Origin of the sequence: Flavobacterium sp. LB2P53 (assembly GCF_003970305.1) — a bacterium.
Taxonomy (GTDB): Bacteria; Bacteroidota; Bacteroidia; order Flavobacteriales; family Flavobacteriaceae; genus Flavobacterium.
In genome coordinates, this window is record NZ_RYDG01000004.1 from 167,549 (window position 1) to 187,617 (window position 20,069).

Annotated in this window: 16 protein-coding genes; 8 read left to right on the forward strand and 8 right to left on the reverse strand. The window is 35.7% G+C overall.

Features of this window, described 5'->3' with window-relative positions; all coding sequences use genetic code 11:
* Positions 1–3: 3 nt before the first annotated feature.
* From EKL95_RS06945 to EKL95_RS06955, 3 genes are all read left to right on the forward strand, one after another.
* On the forward strand, positions 4–1,554 hold the full coding sequence (locus EKL95_RS06945) for a RagB/SusD family nutrient uptake outer membrane protein (protein WP_126462039.1): 1,551 nt from the start codon (positions 4–6) through the stop codon (positions 1,552–1,554).
* Between the two features lie 731 nt (positions 1,555–2,285).
* Complete coding sequence (locus tag EKL95_RS06950) at positions 2,286–5,321, forward strand: SusC/RagA family TonB-linked outer membrane protein (protein ID WP_126462042.1); 3,036 nt, start codon at positions 2,286–2,288, stop codon at positions 5,319–5,321.
* A gap of 19 nt (positions 5,322–5,340) precedes the next feature.
* Positions 5,341–6,870, forward strand: a complete 1,530-nt coding sequence (locus tag EKL95_RS06955) for a RagB/SusD family nutrient uptake outer membrane protein (RefSeq protein WP_158614847.1) — start codon at positions 5,341–5,343, stop codon at positions 6,868–6,870.
* Positions 6,871–7,397: 527 nt separating this feature from the next.
* On the opposite strand, the gene EKL95_RS06960 is transcribed toward EKL95_RS06955, so the two are convergent.
* Both EKL95_RS06960 and EKL95_RS06965 read right to left on the reverse strand, forming a co-directional pair.
* On the reverse strand, positions 7,398–8,537 hold the full coding sequence (locus EKL95_RS06960) for a DUF4105 domain-containing protein (RefSeq protein ID WP_126462048.1): 1,140 nt from the start codon (positions 8,535–8,537) through the stop codon (positions 7,398–7,400).
* 218 nt (positions 8,538–8,755) lie between these two features.
* Positions 8,756–9,742: a PorV/PorQ family protein gene (locus EKL95_RS06965; protein ID WP_126462170.1), complete on the reverse strand. Its 987-nt coding sequence runs from the start codon at positions 9,740–9,742 to the stop codon at positions 8,756–8,758.
* A gap of 531 nt (positions 9,743–10,273) precedes the next feature.
* On the opposite strand from EKL95_RS06965, the gene EKL95_RS06970 reads away from it, so the two are divergent.
* Together EKL95_RS06970 and EKL95_RS06975 are read left to right on the forward strand one after the other, a co-directional pair.
* A complete protein-coding gene (locus EKL95_RS06970) occupies positions 10,274–10,990 on the forward strand; it encodes a CDP-alcohol phosphatidyltransferase family protein (protein WP_126462173.1) in 717 nt (238 codons plus the stop codon).
* A gap of 7 nt (positions 10,991–10,997) precedes the next feature.
* Positions 10,998–11,861 carry a glycoside hydrolase family 25 protein gene (locus EKL95_RS06975; RefSeq protein WP_126563828.1) on the forward strand — a complete coding sequence of 288 codons (864 nt, stop codon included), beginning with the start codon at positions 10,998–11,000 and terminating at the stop codon, positions 11,859–11,861.
* Here EKL95_RS06975 and EKL95_RS06980 read toward each other — a convergent pair whose 3' ends face one another.
* The 5 genes from EKL95_RS06980 to EKL95_RS07000 all read right to left on the reverse strand — a co-directional run bounded on the left by EKL95_RS06980 (position 11,862) and on the right by EKL95_RS07000 (position 15,116).
* Positions 11,862–12,098, reverse strand: coding sequence for a DUF5808 domain-containing protein (locus EKL95_RS06980; protein WP_126462054.1), 237 nt, complete (start codon positions 12,096–12,098; stop codon positions 11,862–11,864).
* Positions 12,099–12,154: 56 nt separating this feature from the next.
* Positions 12,155–12,895 (reverse strand): LPS export ABC transporter ATP-binding protein, encoded by a 741-nt coding sequence (lptB, locus tag EKL95_RS06985; protein WP_126453458.1) that lies wholly within the window; start codon positions 12,893–12,895, stop codon positions 12,155–12,157.
* A gap of 94 nt (positions 12,896–12,989) precedes the next feature.
* Positions 12,990–13,343 carry a carboxymuconolactone decarboxylase family protein gene (locus tag EKL95_RS06990; RefSeq protein WP_126563829.1) on the reverse strand — a complete coding sequence of 118 codons (354 nt, stop codon included), beginning with the start codon at positions 13,341–13,343 and terminating at the stop codon, positions 12,990–12,992.
* Entirely contained in the window at positions 13,336–14,151 is an 816-nt protein-coding gene (gene tatC, locus EKL95_RS06995; RefSeq protein ID WP_126563830.1) for a twin-arginine translocase subunit TatC, read from the reverse strand. Before tatC ends, EKL95_RS06990 begins: the two co-directional genes overlap by 8 nt.
* The gene (locus EKL95_RS07000) at positions 14,151–15,116 is read right to left on the reverse strand and encodes an SIS domain-containing protein (RefSeq protein WP_199736789.1); all 966 of its coding nucleotides are present in this window, start codon (positions 15,114–15,116) and stop codon (positions 14,151–14,153) included. Before EKL95_RS07000 ends, tatC begins: the two co-directional genes overlap by 1 nt.
* Before the next feature lie 85 nt (positions 15,117–15,201).
* On the opposite strand from EKL95_RS07000, the gene EKL95_RS07005 reads away from it, so the two are divergent.
* Together EKL95_RS07005 and EKL95_RS07010 are read left to right on the forward strand one after the other, a co-directional pair.
* Complete coding sequence (locus tag EKL95_RS07005) at positions 15,202–17,397, forward strand: RecQ family ATP-dependent DNA helicase (protein WP_126563831.1); 2,196 nt, start codon at positions 15,202–15,204, stop codon at positions 17,395–17,397.
* Positions 17,398–17,406: 9 nt separating this feature from the next.
* Positions 17,407–17,802 carry a hypothetical protein gene (locus EKL95_RS07010; RefSeq protein ID WP_126462059.1) on the forward strand — a complete coding sequence of 132 codons (396 nt, stop codon included), beginning with the start codon at positions 17,407–17,409 and terminating at the stop codon, positions 17,800–17,802.
* A gap of 95 nt (positions 17,803–17,897) precedes the next feature.
* Here EKL95_RS07010 and EKL95_RS07015 read toward each other — a convergent pair whose 3' ends face one another.
* Positions 17,898–18,137 carry a hypothetical protein gene (locus tag EKL95_RS07015; RefSeq protein WP_126462062.1) on the reverse strand — a complete coding sequence of 80 codons (240 nt, stop codon included), beginning with the start codon at positions 18,135–18,137 and terminating at the stop codon, positions 17,898–17,900.
* A 213-nt stretch (positions 18,138–18,350) separates the two neighbouring features.
* Between EKL95_RS07015 and EKL95_RS07020 the strand changes: the two genes are divergently transcribed.
* On the forward strand, positions 18,351–19,916 hold the full coding sequence (locus EKL95_RS07020; RefSeq protein ID WP_126563832.1) for an NAD(P)/FAD-dependent oxidoreductase: 1,566 nt from the start codon (positions 18,351–18,353) through the stop codon (positions 19,914–19,916).
* Positions 19,917–20,069 lie beyond the last annotated feature (153 nt).

Consider the following 20,069-nt stretch of genomic DNA (forward strand, 5'->3'; position numbering starts at 1 on the left):
AAAATGAAAAAATACATAAAAATAGTAACTAGTGTAATGCTAGTAATGGGATTGTTTTCTTGTTCAGATGAGAAAATATTGGAACTAACTCCTATAAATGCGGTAGCGTCTGATGTTGCATTCACAACACCTACTTTGATAACGGCTTCAATGAACGGTATGTATAACGCGGCTTCGGTTGGTATTTTTAATAATACAGCAAACAATCCGAATAGTGGTCGAGGTTATATCTGGGGTGCAGCTTTTGTTCAGCAAGGAGATAATAGAGGAGAAGATGTAATTAATTTAGCCGGATTTTATCAGTTAACATATACAGGTACATACGATGCTGGTACGGCAAACAACACCTATTATTTTGTTGATGGTTACCGATTAATTAACAGATGTAATCTAATTATTGAAGGTGTAACTGATGCTGTAAGTAAAAATGTTATTACAGCTCAGCTTGGAAATAGTTACATAGCGGAGGCAAGATTTTTAAGAGCAATAACACATTTTGAAATGTTGAATTATTTCGCAAGGCCTTACAATTTTACTGTCGGTGCTAGTCACCCTGGTCTACCATACAGAGAGGTAGGTGTTGATACTGACGCGGAAGTAGAGAGCGAAAAAGCGCAAGGAAGAAATTCAGTAGCGGAGTGCTATGCTAAAGTTTTAGCTGATTTGAATTTTGCTGAGAGCAACCTCATTGGTACTAATAAATTTAGAGCAACAAAAGAAGCTGCTATCGCTTTTAAAACTAGAGTGTATCTGCAAAAAAGAGATTGGGATAATGTTGTAGTTGAAGGGTCGAAATTATCTGCTCTTTCTTTAGCTCCAACTCCAGCCGGTGCTTTTACGTTAGGTACGAATGTTGAAACTATTTTTTCAATTCAACATGGTGCCACAGCTGGTCAAAACCCTGGTGTCAACGGTTCACTTGCGTCAATGTATAAAAATAGAGCTTTAATTTGTATTAGTCCAATCATTTGGAGAGACGCGATGTGGTTAAATGATGATAAAAGAAGAGAGAATGGTGTGATGACAACGATCAATGCGGGTAATGTTTTAACAAACAAATATACTGATATTACAAATTCAACTGATCCCGCTCCAGTAATTCGTTTCGCAGAAGTACTTTTGAATATGGCAGAAGCTAATGCTAGAAAAACTTCGCCGGATTTAACATCAGCTTTGACACAGTTGAATAGAGTAAGAAATAGATCATTAGCTGTTCCATCTACTCAAACTTATACTACAGCAAGTTTTGCAACAGCAAAAGATTTAGTTGGTGCAATATTAAAAGAACGCAGAATAGAATTTATTTGTGAAGGAAGAAGATGGTCAGATATTCACAGATTACAAGGGGATGATTTGTTTCCAATTGATGGAATTCCTTCTAAATTAGCTAATGGTAATCCTCCTGCTGGTTCATTTACTTTGGGAACATCGTACACAGGTCCAAGAACAAATGCTGCTATCCCAGGAAGTGATTTTAGATTCTTATGGCCAATACCATTATTAGTAACAACAACTAATAAAATTTTAGCTGCTCAGCAAAATCCAGGCTGGTAATGTAGATTCATATTTTAACAAGAGAGAGCCTTCCCCAGTCATTTTGATTGTGGAAGGTTTTTTTATTTAATGATTTTTAGTATTTCAGCGTTATAAAGGTAAAAATTCATGGCTTATTTGATAAGAAAATTCATTGAGTTATACCAAACGAAAATATAATATAGAAATAGTACTAAATACGGTAGGTGATTTTAACTAAGTTAACTTATGTTTTCAAGATGAAGCTCGTTTTGGTTTGTTCACTCAAAATGAAAAATCTGTTACTGATATTAAAGTTTGACCAATTTGTCTTTTCAATAAGTTTTTAAATCAACTTTTCTGTTTGGTTTTTCTAATGGGTTGTCAAGTTTACTATGTCGAGTGTCTTGATGAAAAACCCTTGATTTGTTGTCTTTTGAACTGTTTCAGGCATACAAGATTCAAATAGTCTCATGTTTAAAGAATAGTTTCAGTTTTTGGACCTAATAATTGTTGATAATTAAATCCGCTCCAGTTTCTAAATATGGCGTTAAAAAAAAGGACTTAACATTAAATTAATTTTGACAAAAATAAGATTTTTGAAGTGATTATCCGCAGTTTGTAGTGTTATAATAACTAAATTTCATTGGTATGTTTATTTTTTGAAAAGGAATGGTGTCAAAAATATAATATGTTAAATTTTATAAAAGCTTGTTTCTTTAAGAAATTATTAAGAAATTTGTAAAATAACTAATTCAAAAAACAAATTTAATATGAGATCAAAATTCAAATGGATTTTTTCGTTGCTGTTGGCTTTGTCAATGCAATTTGTGTTCGCACAAGAGAAAACTGTTACAGGTGTAGTGTCTGATGCCACGGGATCCTTACCTGGGGCGAATGTCGTAGTCAAAGGAACTACAAGAGGAATACAAACGGATCTAGACGGGAAATATTCTATCAGAGTAAGTGCTGGAGAGGTATTAGTGTTTAGTTTTATAGGCATGGAAAATGTCTCAAGAACGGTAGGAACTGCTAATTCAATCAACGTTAGTATGATTGATGGCGGAAATACTTTAGAGGCTGTTGTTGTTCAAGGATACAGAACGGTAACAAAGAAAACAGCCGTAACTGCAGCTGCCACAGTAAACAGCGAAACAATTGAAAACCGACCAAATGCAAATGTTTTGAATACAATTCAAGGACAATTGGCAGGTGTTAATATTACCGCAAGTACAGGTCAGCCAGGAGCTAAATCTTCAGTTATTATTAGAGGAGCAGGAACAATCAATGGGAATACAGATCCTTTGTATGTAATTGACGGGTTTCCTTCAAATAGTGATAACTTTAGATCGATTAACCCAAATGATATTGCAAGCTTAGACGTTTTGAAAGATGCTGCTGCAATTTCTCAATACGGTTCTAGAGGGTCTAATGGTGTAATTGTTATTACAACAAGAAAAGGAAGTTACAGTGAACCAAAAACTACTTTTAGATATTCTTCACAATTTGGTATTAATGATTTACAAACTCCAAGATATTCTTATGCCAATTCAAAACAATTGTTGAAAATTGAGAAGAATTTCGGAGCGGGTCGTGGATCTACGTTAACAGATGCTCAGATTAATGCGTATAATATTAATACAAATTGGGTAGATTATTTTTTTAACCAAGGGACTTCTACAAACCACAATTTTAGTATTGAGAATAATGGTAAAAACATAAATTCGTTTACTTCGGCCAGTTTCTTTGATCAAGAGGGGGTTTTAGAATCTACAGGTCTTAAAAGGTTTACAGTAAGAAATAATTTGAATGGAAAGTCAGATGATGGGAAATTTAAATTCTCTGTAAATTCAGCTTTTGGACATTCAAGAAATAATGAAGCAACGAACTTAGGAGAAGGTGCTATTAATAGAAATTATGTAACTGGGGCTTATTTAGGTGCGCCTTATGTTTCTCCTAATGAATATCAAAATTCTGCACAATTATTCAGTTTGTATCAGGCTAATGGTACATTGTTGTATACGCCACTGATGTTGGTTGATAAATTGAAAACGTATCAAAATAGTACTCAGGAAACCAGAATTGATCTGGCAACGGAGCTTTCTTATGAGTTTGTTGATGGACTAACGGGTAGAGTACGAACTTCAGGACAATTGTTGCAAAATAGATTTCATCAAGCGGAATTTCCAGGATCATTTAATGCGTTGTTGTTTTTAGCTCCTAGTCAAGTTTTTGGTGGTTTTGAGGATATCAATGAACGAAGAGAGTTTTTATTCAATAATTTGTTTATGTTGGATTATAATAAAACGTTTGGGAAACATACGTTTAATGTTTCTGCAGCGTCTGAGTACAATCATTCAAGATTAACGTCGAATAATATTAGACAAAGAGGCTTGGATCCAAAACTTTTTGTACCTAATACAGGAGCGGGTTATATTTCGGATACTTCAGCAAATGATTTCTACGTGCCTACTATTTCAGCCTCTCAATTGAGAAATGATTTGATTTCTTATTTCACAACATTTGATTATGATTTCAATAGTAAATATGGACTTGTTGCTTCCTATAGAATTGATGGAAGCAGTCGATTTATTGAAGAAAATCAATTTAATAATTTCTGGTCTTTAGGTGGTAGATGGAATATAGATGAAGAAGAGTTCATGCAATCATTAGATTTTATTAATGTTTTGAAACTTAGAGGATCAATAGGAACTTCTGGAAATCAGAGAATTGTAGATGGTACTATTTTCGCAGGAATAAATCCTCCCGCATTTGCAGATATTTATCCAGGTTCAAATAACGCTTACAATAATGGTACTGGATATAATCTTAACCTTGGTTTTCCTGCGTTGAAATGGGAAACTACTGAACAGTATAACGTAGGTGTTGATTTTGAACTATTAAGAGGCAGAATTAGAGGGTCTTTTGATTATTATAATAAAAAAACAATTGACTTATTTATAAGTGAACCATTAGTGCCTTCAACAGGAGCAACATCGCTTACGAAAAATTCAGATGCTTTTATTGTTAACAAAGGATTTGAATTAAGTATTGGATATGATGTTGTTAGAACCAATGACTTACGATTAACAGTTCGTGCTAACGGATCTAGTAATGACAATAGCGTTGGTGGAATTATAGCAAATAATGGAAGAATTATTACGGGGAATTTGATTACTCAGAACGGAGGTAGCATCAGAGAACCTTTTGTGTATCATTATTTAGGAGTTAATCCAGTAAATGGTAATTTATTATTTCAAGACATAAATGGTAACCCAACAGAAACTCCAGTAGCAGCTGACAGAAAGCCATTAGGTAAAAACAATGTTCCAAAGTATCAAGGTGGTTTTGGGTTTGATTTTGACTATAAAGGGTTCTTCGTGTCATCAACTTTTACTTTTGCTCAAGATGTTGTGCGTTATGATTTCGATTTATCTAACTTGTACAGTCCAGGTAATATTGGTACATTTAATGTAACGGATGATTTGTTGAACGCTTGGACAACGACGAATACAGCTACTGATGTTCCTTCTTTAAGAGCTGGAAATATTTCAGCTCAAAATCTTTCAGATCGATTTATCAAAGATGCTTCTTATGTTAGGCTTAGAAATGCTCAAATCGGATACAGAGTGCCAAAAATATTTTTAGCTAAAACATTCTTGACTGATCTCTCTTTCACTTTGCAAGGTGAAAACTTATTTAACATCACACAATGGCAAGGTTTTGATCCTGAAAGTTCAAGAGCTAGTGATGTATACCAATACCCAACTGCCAGACAATTTACTTTTGGGGTAGATTTGAAATTTTAATTTATAAAATCTTATGAAAATGAAAAAAATATTTATTTTATCAATATTAGCGGGTACTCTTTTTGTATCGTGCAATAATGATTTATTAGACCCTTTTACTCCGGGATCGCTAACAGAAGAAGTTGCGTTCACTAGTTCTACGGATTTACAAAGGTTGATGAACTCCACTTATGGTTTATTAACCAACAGAGAGGATATTATTTTTAGTTCTGTTTTTACTGATGAAGTTGGTATTGGATTTGCTAACGGAGGTCAGGGAATTAATGATGATTATGTTTTCTTTTTGAACGTAAGTTCTGCATCACCTTCTAATATCTGGACCGCTTCTTATTTCACTCTTTCAAGAGCTAATCGTGTAATTGTATTTGCGGATCAATTATTGGCAACTACAACTGATGCAGCTGAAAAAGCAAATTTGAACAGGCTTAAAGCAGAAGCTTTAACGGTAAGAGCACTATCTCACATGAAGTTGCTTTCTTATTTTTCTCCGGATCTTAAGAGCAACGATGCGTTGGCTGCAGTTTTAATTACCAGAGTAGTTACTTCAGCTGAACCGGGGATGCAAAGATCTACAAATGGTGTTTTTTATGCGTCTATTCATAGTGACCTAGATGCTGCTTTGGTGTTGTTTAATGCCGCCACTTCAAGTCCGTACTCAGGAGCTACTGCGAAATTATATGCAGGTAAGAATTTAGTAAAAGCGTTAAAATCTAGAGCATTTGTTCTAAAAGGCGATTATACTAATGCTGAAATTTGGGCTAATGATGTGATCAGTACATCAGGTCTAGTGTTAGCGGATGTCTCTAATTACAACAGTGTTTTTCACACGGATTCAGAACCAGCCAATGTAGAAGTAATTTTTAGACTGAAAAGAACATTGCAACAATCTTCTCAAGCAGCTAACCTTGGTAATGGTTATGCCTCTGTAAATCCTACGAAGGATGGTTCTCCATTCTATGAAATAGGTAGATCGTTGTACAATGCTTTAAGTACAACCGACATAAGAAGATCAACTATAGTGCACCCAACATCAGTTCCAGATGCTAATTATGCAACTTCTACTGATTATAGAAACACGGATGTATTAGTTTTAGCTAAACATCCAGGTACTTCTACAGTAGGTAATTTAAATAGTGATTTTAAAATCGTTAGATTATCTGAGATGTATTTTATCAAGGCCGAAGCGAGAGTGGCTGCGGGTGATTTAGCAGGTGCTGCTTCAGCAATAAAATCTATTTTAGATAAACGTTATTCTACTGCACAAACTTTACCAGTATATGCTAATGCTACGGCAGCTTGGAAAGCTATTTTAGATCAAAGAAGACTAGAATTCGCTTTTGAAGGATACCGTTTCATAGATTTAAAAAGAATAGGTGTTTTAGCAGGTGCAGGTGTCAATAGAGATCCTGCGGACTATAGTTCAAGTTCAGCGAACTATCCGGCTGGAAATCCATCTAATTTACCATTGACTAGTCCTAAATTTGCATTGCCAATTCCTCAGGTTGAGTTGAATGCAAACCCTACTATTCAACAAAATGCAGGATATTAATTAAATTAATATTCCCTATAGAAACCGGCTTTATGCCGGTTTTTTTATGTCTTTTGGTTTTCTTGACGTTTGATTTTTATCTCTTTTTATAGGATGATTTAGTTGCGATTTCTGTAATATCAAGAAAAACCAGTGTACATTAGGTGCTATTATTAAAACCCGTACAATTATCCCACACAAAAGCATTTCTTTGGGAGCTTCAAAGAAATACAAACGATCAGGCATCTGGTACAAATGACAATAAAGGATTCTTTTTTTTTCAAAAAGAAGTATTGATAAATATATTTTAATGAATATTGTATCAAATGAACAGACCAATTTACAACGACTCTGTTTTTGCTAATAGATCCAAAATAGTGGCGTCAAAGGCGCATTGAGCTTAAACTATTCTTTTAAGGTACTTTTGTTTTTACATTTATTTCAGTGACGAATTACATGTTTTTTTAAAATTTTAAAAAACCATTAAATTGGTAGTTAAAAAATTTTAATATTTGTTTAGAATAATTCAGGTATAGTAAATTAAGATGTTACAATAGTGTAGGAATTCTTTTTTTATTTTTAATGGCCAGTCGCACTAAGATAATTCCGCTGGTTACCATTAAGGGTAAAACTATTATTAAATGTGCTTTGTTGATTATCAAAAAGAAATAGAGTACAACCGAGAGCAGATTAAATAAAACCAAATTATAGATCCCTTTTTGGCTCTTTTTCCAATAAAAATACAATAACCCTATTAAGGTTGGGTTAAACAACAAAATATTGTAGTTGTAACCCAGCTCAAGATGATCTGAATAAAACCCAATAAACGTAAAGAATAGTCCTATTGTTGCCATTAGAATAAGGTACAACAAATTGATACCCTTTTTGTTTATAAAAATGATTAGAGCAAGCAGTAAAAAATAGGTATACGGATTGTTCCACCAAGAGAAGGGAACTTCATTTTTGAATTCGATTATGGTTTTGTTTTCCGGTGCCAGCGGACGGTTTTGAAAAAAAACTTTTTTTAGGCTTTTTTGCAATTCAAAGGGAAGAAATAATTGCGTGCCTAATTGATCTACTTTTTTTCCAAAAATGATACTTGTTCCTAGTTTCTCATAAAAATGACCGTCAAAATACGGATACAAAATAGTTCTGTAGGTGAGGTCAGTATCAGCATTTTTTACAATAGCGGTTGTATCTAGTGTTTTGTTGATAATGGCAACAACCATCGAGGTGCAGTTTTTATCGATAAACTTATAGGTGTAATAACTTTCTCCTGATGCTAAGGATGTATTGAGGTTGTCAAACAGTTTTTGTTTTAAATGTTCAGGAATATTCAGCTCCTGCTCATAAACAGATCTTCTTTCGTACTGATATTGATTGATGAAATCTGGATAGGAATTTGCTACAGCAAAATACTGTAGGTCTCCTTTTATAAATTTCATCACGAAATTAGGGGTGTTAAAATCAAAAGCTCCATAATTATATACCACATCAATTGCATTTATTGTATCCTGAACGCGAATTGCCGTGTGGCCAAAAAGAGAATACGATTCATTGCCTGTTCCACAGGTTAGTACACTGACCTTCGTGTTTTTTGATAATTGGATGTTTTGTCCAAAACTACACGGTGCCGTTAAAAATAAAAACAGGAAGAAAATTATTTTTTTGAAAGAAGAGGTTTGCATTCGTTAGCTTTTAAAGGGTAATAGGGCGCTTATGTATTTAAAAAATAAATTTGCGTCCGCATTGATTGTATTTGTTTTCCAAAGATACTCAAAGAAACAAAAATGAAGCAGAAAGTTTGGTGGTTAAAATCAGAATTCATGTTTTCTAACGTATCGTGAACTTTTAAAAAATGGAATCATAATCCACAGCATTATTTGATTATAAAGGTTCTGTTAAATTAATTTCGGAACATTCCCAAATCTACTTTCACTGAAAAAATATTTGAGTATAAAGCGGTACTTTGATTGCCTAAATCGGTCAATGCATAGTCAATCTGAATGCCTTTGTATTTAAATCCCAAGCCAATATTAGGTTGGAAACCTACTCTTTCCGTCTGATCTAATTGCTGTACATTCTGAAAATTACCCACTCCGGCACGAACGAAGACCAAATCAGTGTAGCCAAATTCCAGTCCTAAAGCGGGATCAATACTTATAAAATTAGTTGCAATTAAATCATTGGTTCTGGCAAAGCGCATATTCACATTGGCTGCAGCCTGAATGCTGTAATCATACCGAATGATGAACCTTTTAGCAAGTCCCAATTGTGCTTTTGGGGCAGTAATTTCAGTGCTTTCCGGTAATTCTTGGTTTTCTTCAGGAATGGCACCAGCAATTTTTTTATATTCGTCTTCGTCAATATTCCACACGTTATACGTCGTTGTAATGTCGCGGAGCATTAGCCCAAATTGCCAGTTGTTTTTTTCGAATTGGATTCCAGCATCAAAACCAAATCCCCAAGAATTAGCAAATTTCCCGATGATTCGGCGAATCACTTTAGCGCTTATACCATATTGAAATCCGGGAACGGGTAGTTTTCTGGCATAGGAAAAGGTAAATCCATAATCAGCCGTAGAGAAAAGACTGATCCGGTTGTAGTCAATATTACCCTGACTATCGATTAATTCAGTGGTGTTTAATATATCATCAACTCCAAAACGTATTAATGAAATGCCCCAAGCACTGTGATCATCAATTGGGCTGGCGTAGGCCAAGTAATCGTATTGGGCAATATTTGCAAAATAATTAGCATGCATTACTGAAACCTGATGGTCTTCCAGATGAATCAAGCCAGCGGGATTCCAATATCCTGAATTGACATCTCTGGTTGAAGCCACGACAGTATTTGACATGCCCAATGCAGCCGCATCAACCCCGATATTCATGAATTCATTGGAGTATTTTCTAACCGCTTGGCCATACGTGAGGGTGCTTGCCAAGAGGATTGCTACTAAAAAGCTTTTTTTTAAGGGCATCATTTTTACGAACTAAAAGTCTGTTTAATTTTTATCAAAAATATAATTTTTTACTGAGGATATTTCATTTTGCTGTTGAATTTAGTATTGCGGATCAATTTAGTGTGGATTAGTCCTGAATTTATTGGATCTTCTAGTTCCTTGAGCTGAAAAATTTATGGGTAACAATGGTCGTAAAGAATTAAACTAACACGCGGATAGTACTTGAAAAGTTTGTTTTTATTCATTTTTTTAGAATCATAGTAAATTACAAAAGGAAGAATACCTTTTTTACAGCTGTAGTTTGAATTATTTGTACATAATTTAGAAATGGCTCTTTCAGAGTTTTGAGTCCTTAAAAAGCTACTTGGCTGTAGCGGTTTAAATCTCTATTACAAAACGTACTTTTCATTCACTTATTATGTTAAATTTGCCATCTTTGTGTACTTAAACTTTATTATGATGACTATTAAAAAGCATATCCCGAATTTAATTACGTTACTGAATCTTTTTTGTGGGTGCATTGCGCTGGTATTTGCTTTTAATAAAGATTTTGAAATGGCCTTTTATTTTGTTTGTCTGGGTATATTTTTGGACTTTTTTGATGGTTTTTTTGCCCGATTATTCAGGGTGTCAAGTCCGCTTGGCTTGCAGTTGGATTCTTTGGCAGATATGGTGACCAGCGGAGTTGTTCCGGGTTTAGTGATGTATCAAATGATGATTAGTCATGCAACAACAGCACCAGCAGGTTATTTGCAGTTTTTCCCTTATTTGGGTTTTGTAATTGCGTTGGGCTCTTGTTATCGTTTGGCTAATTTTAATATCGATACCCGTCAAACAGATTCTTTTATTGGTTTGCCAACGCCTGCCAATGCACTGTTTATTCTGAGTCTGCCGTTGGTTTTGAAATATACCGATTCTATATTTATTGTTGAACTATTGACCAACCCATGGTTTTTATTAGTGCTAACCGTATTGAGCGCCTTTATGCTAAATGCGGAAATTCCGTTATTTTCTCTGAAAATCAAGAAGTTCAGTTTCAAAGAAAACACCCTTCAAATTGTCTTTTTGATCTGTGCTTTTCTATTGTTGGTTTTCTTTCGCTATTTAGGAATTCCATTACTGATACTGTTTTATGTTTTACTGTCGGTTTTGAATAATAAAGTAGTCAAAAAGTAATTTTTGAATGAGAAAACAAACCGTACGAAGAAAAACTACCCTTGTCCGTAAACATAAGAAGAAAGCAACTGTTTTCTCCGGAAAGTTTTTACGCTATTCTATTGGTACTCTTTTAGTAGCACTGATGGCTGCTGTTGGATATCATTATAGAGATGGTTTAGCGTATTATTTTAGTTTTAAATCGGATAAAATTCTACAAGAAGAAACTGAAGCCAAGCGCATTTCTGATGTTCGAAATTTTCAGGTTTTAGAAAAGCACGAAGGAAAAAGTATCGGTTTAGATGTTTCAGAATACCAAGGTAAAATCAGATGGACTTATGTGGATACTTTAGAAAATAAATATCCACTACATTTTGTGTTTATTCGCGCTACGGTTGGGAAAGACCGGAAAGACAGAAATTTTGAGCGGAACTGGCTGGGTGCCAAAGAAAATAAAATGATTAGAGGCGCCTATCATTATTATCGTCCTAACGAAAATTCAATTGAACAAGCCCAACTTTTTATCAAAACCGTCACCCTTCAAAAGGGAGATTTACCGCCTGTTTTGGATATTGAAAAATTACCTAAAAACCAGTCGATTGAAAATCTTAAATTAGGCTTGAAAAGGTGGTTAAATACTGTAGAATCCCATTACGGAGTAAAGCCTATTATCTATACCGGCGAGCGCTATTACGATGATTTTTTGAAAGAGGAATTCGGCGATTATCTTTTTTGGATAGCCAATTATAATTTTTACAGGGAGGAAATAGCCAAAGACTGGTTGTTTTGGCAATTTACGGAGAAAGCTTCTGTTCCAGGAATAAATGGCAATGTAGATGTCAATATTTACAATGGAGATTTGGAGCAGTTGCGGTTTATTACTGTGGAATAATTATTTATTTTTCACTATCGAAAGGACTACAAATACAAAAAATGATAAGGCTCCAATCATAAAAAGTACCGATTTTGGACTAGCAAAGTTTATGGTGTTTCCCATCCAAGCAATTTTTTTAGGGGGCAAAATGCGTTTGTCTTTTTTGTTATAATAAAACAGGTCCCAGATCCAGTTGTCGGGGTCTTTACTCCATCTTTCTAATGCTTCTTGACTTGGTTTATCTTGATTTTCCATTTTTTTTTTTTTGATTTTCCATTCTCAAATAGGAACACTAAAAACGAAGCACTCTTTTAAAACTCCAACTTTCTTTTTCGAAGCTCGAAATTTTGCCCCAGATACACGCGACGTACCATTTCATCCTCAACTAATTCTTCTGGAATTCCGGCTTTAAGGATGCCACCTTCAAACATTAGGTAGGTTTTATCAGTGATGGCTAAGGTTTCCTGAACGTTGTGATCTGTAATAAGAATTCCGATATTTTTATTTTTTAATTGCGCTACAATTCGCTGAATGTCTTCAACGGCAACAGGATCGACACCGGCAAATGGTTCATCTAATAAAATGAATTTTGGATCTGTAGCCAGACAACGGGCTATTTCAGTTCTGCGGCGTTCACCGCCGGAAAGTAAATCCCCACGATTGGTTCTAATGTGTTCTAAACTAAACTCATCAATTAAACTTTCCATTTTTGCTTCTTGTTCCGCTTTGGATAATTTTGTCAATTGCAAAACACTTAATATATTGTCTTCGATGCTTAATTTTCTAAAAACGGAAGCTTCTTGAGCTAAATAACCAATTCCCTGCTGTGCTCTTTTATACATCGGGTAATCTGTGATGTTCAAATCATCTAGGAATATATTTCCGGAATTGGGTTTTACTAATCCCACAATCATGTAAAATGAAGTTGTCTTTCCGGCACCGTTAGGCCCCAAGAGTCCAACGATTTCGCCTTGATTTACCTCTACCGAAATGCCTTTGACAACACTGCGTCCTTTGTAGGTTTTGATTAGATTTTCGGCTCGTAATTTCATTTTTTTTGGTTTAATCGTTTAACGCATCAATCGTTTAATTGTTTAATCGTCAAATAAACGAATAAACAATTAAACGATAGAACTTCTTAACAAATTATTTTGTTGCGGTTTCCTCCAGTGCTTCCCAGAACTCATAGGCTCTGCGCAAATGAGGCACAACAATAGTTCCGCCAACAAGTGTAGCAATTCCCATCGCCTCCATCATTTCTTCTTTGGTGACACCTTCTTTGAAGCTTGTCTCCAAATGGTATTTTATGCAATCATCGCAGCGTAAAACGGCTGAAGCAACAAGGCCTAAAAGCTCTTTTGTTTTTACATCCAAAGCGCCTGGAGCATACGCATTGGTATCCAAATTAAAAATTCGCTTTACAATTTTATTATTGTCTGCCAATAATTTTTCGTTCATTTTCGAACGGTACTCGTTGAATTCATTTATGATATCAGCCATTTACTTTTTTTTGATTTTTTACAACTATTTTCGATATTAAGATACTTGCTTCATAGATTAACAACATCGGGATGGTTACAATTATTTGACTCACCACATCCGGAGGCGTTACAATTGCCGCTACTATAAGGATGATGACTACGGCATATTTCCAGTATTTCCTCAAAAATTCAGGGGTTACCAAGCCTAATTTAGTCAGGAAATAGATAATTATTGGTAATTCAAAAAACAATCCGCAAGCGATAACACTGGTTTTTACCATCCCAATGTAGGAATCAACGCTAAACTGATTTTTTACTACATCACTTATGGTAAACGTAGCAAAAAAGTTCATCGACATGGGGACAATTACGAAATAACCAAAAAGGACACCCATGAAAAAGAGCAAGGAGGAGGTGATCACAAAAAGCTTTGCGTGTTTTTTTTCGGTTTCATACAATGCTGGGCTTATAAATTTCCAGATTTCCCATAATACAAAAGGAAATCCCAATATAAAACCGGCGGTGATACAGGTCCAGATCAATACATTGATCTGTCCTTCCATATTGGTGTTTTGAATGATAAAAGCCATTTCGGTTACGCAAATACTATCTGCAAAACCCAAATAATGTGATAAATCACAAAAAGCACGGTAGGTAATAAAATTTGGATCGGTTGGTCCAAAGATGATAACGTCAAAAATATAGTCACTGATGAAAAATGTAACAGTGGCCAGGATTAATATAGCCACAGTACTTCGAACTAATAACCATCTTAATTCTTCAAGATGATCTAAAAAGGACATTTCGTTTAAATTTTTTTTTGCCATTATAGTATTCCTTCTTTTAAAATGTCGTGTATATGTAAGACTCCTTTGTATTCGCCATGATCAACCACTACTAATTGGGTGATAGAAAAATCTTCCATTATGTTGAATGCCTCAACTACCATAGCTTCCGAAGAAGTCATTTTTGGGTTTTTTGTCATAATATCTTTTGCGGTTAAATCGGTGAAATTATCTCGTTCATTGAGCATTCTTCTTATATCTCCGTCCGTAATGATCCCGATTACCTTATGCTGATCTACAACTGCAGTGACCCCAAGACGCTTCTCTGAAATTTCGAAAATAACTTTCTTGATTGAAGCATCCGGAGTAACCATCGGTTTGAGACTGTGCTCTAACATATCTTTCACTTTGAGCAATAATTTTTTTCCTAATGCGCCCCCAGGATGGTAGACTGCAAAATCTTCCGGTTTGAAATCGCGTATTTCCATCAGGCAAACCGCAAGCGCATCCCCCATGACAAGTTGTGCGGTAGTGCTGTTTGTAGGAGCAAGATTGTTTGGACAAGCTTCGGAGGTGACGGTAGTATTCAATACAAAATCAGATCCTTTGGCAAGAAAAGAGGACGTATTTCCAGTAATGGCAATCAAGGTATTGCCAAAACGTTTCAATAACGGAACCAGTACTTTTATCTCCGGACTATTGCCACTTTTCGAAATACAAATAATCACATCATCATTTTGTATCATTCCTAAATCACCATGAATGGCTTCGGAGGCATGAAGAAACAACGACGGAGTTCCGGTAGAGTTAAAAGTAGCCACCATTTTTTGGGCAATAATAGCGCTTTTTCCTATCCCTGTTACTACTAGTCTTCCGGCAGTATTATAGATGCTTTGTGTGGCACTAATAAAGTTTTCATCCAGAAAATCAGCGAGTTTTGCAATGGATTGGCTTTCCGATAAAATAGTTTTTTTGGCACTTGCCAATATATTTTCTGTAGTTATCAAAACTGAATAATTAAAATTTGTGTGTGTAAAAGAAATTTGTACCTTTAGATGATGCAAATTTATACAAAATACCACATAATAAAGAATGAATTCAAACGAAATTGAAATACACAAAGAATTAAAGAAATATTTTGGCTTCAGCCAATTTAAGGGATTGCAAGAACAAGTCATAAAAAGTCTGTTGAATAAGCAGAACACTTTTGTGATAATGCCAACTGGTGGGGGAAAATCACTATGTTACCAGCTGCCCGCTTTAATTCAGGAAGGAACTGCAATAGTAGTATCGCCTTTAATCGCTTTGATGAAAAATCAAGTTGATGCCATTCGAAGTTTATCCTCAGAAAACGGGATTGCTCATGTTTTAAATTCCTCCCTGACCAAAACTGAAATTGCGCAAGTAAAAAAGGATATTACCTCTGGATTGACTAAGCTTTTGTACGTTGCGCCGGAATCGTTGACAAAGGAAGAATATGTCAATTTTCTAAAAACCGTACCCATTTCTTTCGTAGCCATAGATGAGGCTCATTGTATCTCAGAGTGGGGACATGATTTTAGACCAGAATACCGGAACCTGAAACACATCATAAAACAACTGGGTGATTTGTCTATTATAGGACTAACGGCTACTGCTACTCCTAAAGTACAGGAAGACATTCTCAAAAACTTGGATATGTGTGATGCTACCACTTTTAAGGCATCCTTCAATAGACCCAATTTGTATTATGAAGTCCGTACTAAAACAAAAAATATTGAATCGGATATTATTCGGTTCATCAAACAGCATAAAGGCAAATCGGGTATTATTTATTGCCTGAGCCGTAAAAAAGTCGGGGCTATTGCCGAGGTGTTGCAAGTCAACGGGATAAGTGCCGTGCCATATCATGCGGGATTAGATGCTAAAACCCGTGCAAAACATCAGGACATGTTCCTTATGGAGGATGTCGATGTCGTAGTGGCCACCATCGCTTTTGGGATGGGAATAGACAAGCCGGATGTGCGTTTTGTAATTCACCATGATATTCCTAAATCATTAGAAAGCTACTATCAGGAAACAGGACGTGCCGGTCGAGATGGTGGTGAAGGCCATTGCTTGGCATATTACTCCTATAAAGATGTCGAGAAATTAGAAAAATTCATGTCCGGGAAACCCGTTGCAGAACAGGAAATTGGATTTGCTTTATTACAGGAGGTTGTGGCTTACGCCGAAACTTCGATGTCCAGAAGAAAGTTTCTGTTGCATTACTTTGGAGAAGAATTTGACGATGTCACGGGCGAAGGAGCAGATATGGATGACAACGTTAGAAATCCAAAAACAAAAACAGAAGCTAAAGCGGAAGTAGTACAACTGCTGGAAGTGGTGCGTGATACCAAACATTTATACAAATCAAAAGAAGTTGTTTTTACCTTGATTGGTCGTGTCAATGCAGTGATCAAGGCGCATAGAACGGATGCGCAGTCTTTTTTTGGATGCGGTTCAAAACACGATGAAAAATATTGGATGGCCTTGCTGCGACAGGTTTTGGTAGCTGGCTATTTATCAAAAGATATAGAAACCTATGGCATTGTCAAAATTACCGGCAAAGGACTGGATTTTATAAAAAAACCAAAATCCTTTATGATGTCGGAAGATCATCAATACAATGAGTCAGTCGATGAGGCTATTGTAACCGCATCAAAATCTACCGGAGTTGCAGATGAAATTTTGATGGGTATGTTGCGGGATTTGCGTAAAAAAGTAGCTAAAAAAGTTGGCGTTCCACCATTTGTGGTTTTTCAGGATCCATCACTAGAAGATATGGCTTTGAAATATCCGGTTTCTCAAGAAGAATTGATTAATATTCATGGGGTTGGAGAAGGAAAAGCCAAAAAATATGGAAAGGAATTTCTGGAATTAATCAGCCGCTATGTTGTAGAAAATGACATTACGCGTCCGGAAGATCTTGTCGTAAAATCGACAGGAGTCAATTCAGTAAATAAACTCTATATCATTCAGAATATTGACAGAAAATTATCGCTCGATGATATTGCTTCCGCAAAAGGGATTAAGATGGATGTTTTAATAAAAGAGATGGAACAAATTGTGTATTCTGGTACCAAGCTGAACATAAAATATTGGATTGACGACATGCTTGACGATGAACAACAAGAAGAAATTCACGAGTATTTCATGGAATCCGAATCGGATAATATTGAAGCAGCGCTCAAGGAATTTGACGGTGAATATGATCTTTGTGAATTGCGTCTGATGCGAATAAAATTCATTAGCGAAGTGGCGAATTAAAATAATTTTATGAAGTTTTTAAAAGTGTTTTTTGCTTTTTTAGTATCAGTCAGCTCATTTGCAACCGGTCAGGTTCCGGATTATTTAATTATCGAAAAAGATACTTTAGCCATACAATCAAATCCTTTAGAAGGGTATTTTAAAGATCATCCAATTCCAGAAAAATTAATAACTAACCTTTCCAGTGCCAATTGGAGAGGTTATGTTGCTTATTTTAAATTTATAGATGGAAAATTTGTTGTTGAAAACATTTATAAAGAAGATTATAAAGAAAATAGCAACGGTAAGACTGATTATTTTCTGACCTCTATTTATAAAGATGTTTTTGGGACAAATGTTACTTTTGAATGCAATTATTATTCGGGTTTATTAATATGTCCTTCAGGAAAAATAGTGCAAACTTGATTTAAAGTGATGTAAGGTTCTATGATTAGGCTTAAATTTTGATAACAACCGTTGTTTTGATTTTTTTGTACATTTAGACCTTCGGCTTTATGACTTTAGACTGTAAATAATTCTCCACGATGCGGTTTCAAAGCATCTCGTACCTGAATCATGTTTTCATCGGTGACCACCATAAAAGCAATGGCAAGCATTTCGCTTTGGATTTCGAACCCAGTGATATTCAATGGCAATTTTTCAATAGCGATGTATTCTTTTAAATGGATTTCATGGTGTTCGGCAGTTTTTGCGGAAGCTGGCCCACGGAAATCCCATATCAATTTTATTTTTCTGGACATTTTTCCTTAAGATTAATCGGTTAATGGTTTAACTGGGTAACTGTTTTAGCATACAAAGTTACAACCTCTAATTCGAAAACTAGTCAATTTTAAAAATTGAAAACGGATTCTGTTTTCTACAAGAAGAAGTCAGTACAAAATACTACTTTTGTACGTGGATTATTTTTGACATTTTAAAAGTCAAATAATCTGAAAATCGAATAATCTAAAAAAATGCCTCAAGAACTCTTATTACAAGTATCCCCGGAAATTGCAGCAAATGATGTGCTGCTAAAAAATCATTTGTCAAAACAAATTACCGTTTCTGTAACTGAAATTCAACATATTTCTATTTTAAAGAGGTCGATCGATGCCCGTCAAAAAGCCATTAAAATCAATCTTAAAGTTGTGATTTTTTTAAAAGGAGAGCCTTTTCAAGAGCAAAAAATACAACTTCCGGAGTATAAAAATGTTTCCTCAGCTCAAGAAGTACTTGTTGTTGGTGCCGGACCCGCCGGACTTTTTGCTGCTTTGCAATTGATCGAGTTAGGGTTAAGGCCTATAGTTATCGAGCGCGGAAAAGACGTTAGGGGCAGACGAAGAGATTTAAAAGCCATCAATCTCGATCATGTCGTCAATGAAGATTCCAATTATTGTTTTGGCGAAGGCGGTGCCGGAACCTATTCGGACGGGAAGTTGTATACGCGTTCTAAAAAAAGAGGTGATGTAACGCGTGTCTTGGAGTTGTTTGTCGCTTTTGGAGCCTCTGAAGATATTCTGATTGAGGCGCATCCGCATATTGGAACAAATAAATTACCTCAGATTATTCAGGACATTCGAGAGAAAATCATCGAATGTGGTGGACAGGTTTTATTTGAAACCCGATTGACCGATATTTTATTAAAAAATAATGAAGTTCAGGGTGTTGTTACTCAAAACGGCGACACCATTCTTGCCAATAAACTCATTTTGGCTACGGGACATTCAGCTCGTGATATTTTCGAATTGTTAGACCGAAAAAAGATTTTTATCGAGGCCAAACCTTTTGCCTTGGGCGTGCGGGCAGAACATCCGCAATCTTTGATTGACAGCATTCAGTACAGTTGTGATTACCGTGGGGAGTTTTTACCTCCCGCTCCGTATTCTATTGTGAAACAAGTAGGAGGCCGGGGAATGTATTCCTTTTGTATGTGTCCTGGCGGCGTGATTGCTCCTTGCGCCACGAGTCCCGGCGAAGTGGTTACTAATGGTTGGTCCCCATCCAAAAGGGATCAGGCTACTGCTAATTCGGGAATTGTAATCGAATTGCAACTGGAGGATTTTAAACCTTTTGCTAAATTTGGTGCTTTGGCCGGAATGGAATTCCAAAAAAGTATCGAGCAACGCGCTTGGCATTTAGCTGGCGAAAGCCAAAAAGTGCCAGCACAACGCATGATTGATTTTACACAAAACCGAGTTTCATCGGATATCCCAAAAACATCGTATGTTCCCGGAACTACTTCGGTAGAAATGGGACAGGTTTTCCCCGATTTTTTAACGCAAATATTACGGGAAGGATTTACTGAATTTGGAAAATCAATGCGAGGTTATTTGACTAATGAAGCCGTGCTTCATGCGCCAGAATCCAGAACGTCATCCCCGGTGCGTATTCCCAGAGATCCCTTGACCTATGAACATGTTCAAATAAAAGGGCTGTATCCTTGTGGAGAAGGCGCAGGTTATGCAGGCGGAATTATTTCTGCCGCTATTGATGGCGAGAAATGTGCGTTGATGATTGGAGCGATTTTAAACCAAAAATAATCTGAATAGGAATTTAGGTTTTACTACAGATTTTCCAGCTTTGAAATAAACTTCACTAATTGCCACCAATATCAATTATTATTAATTGGCATTGGTGGCTTATACTAAGAATTGCAGCCGTGCCAACTTTAAGTTTTCCCACTAAATCTAACC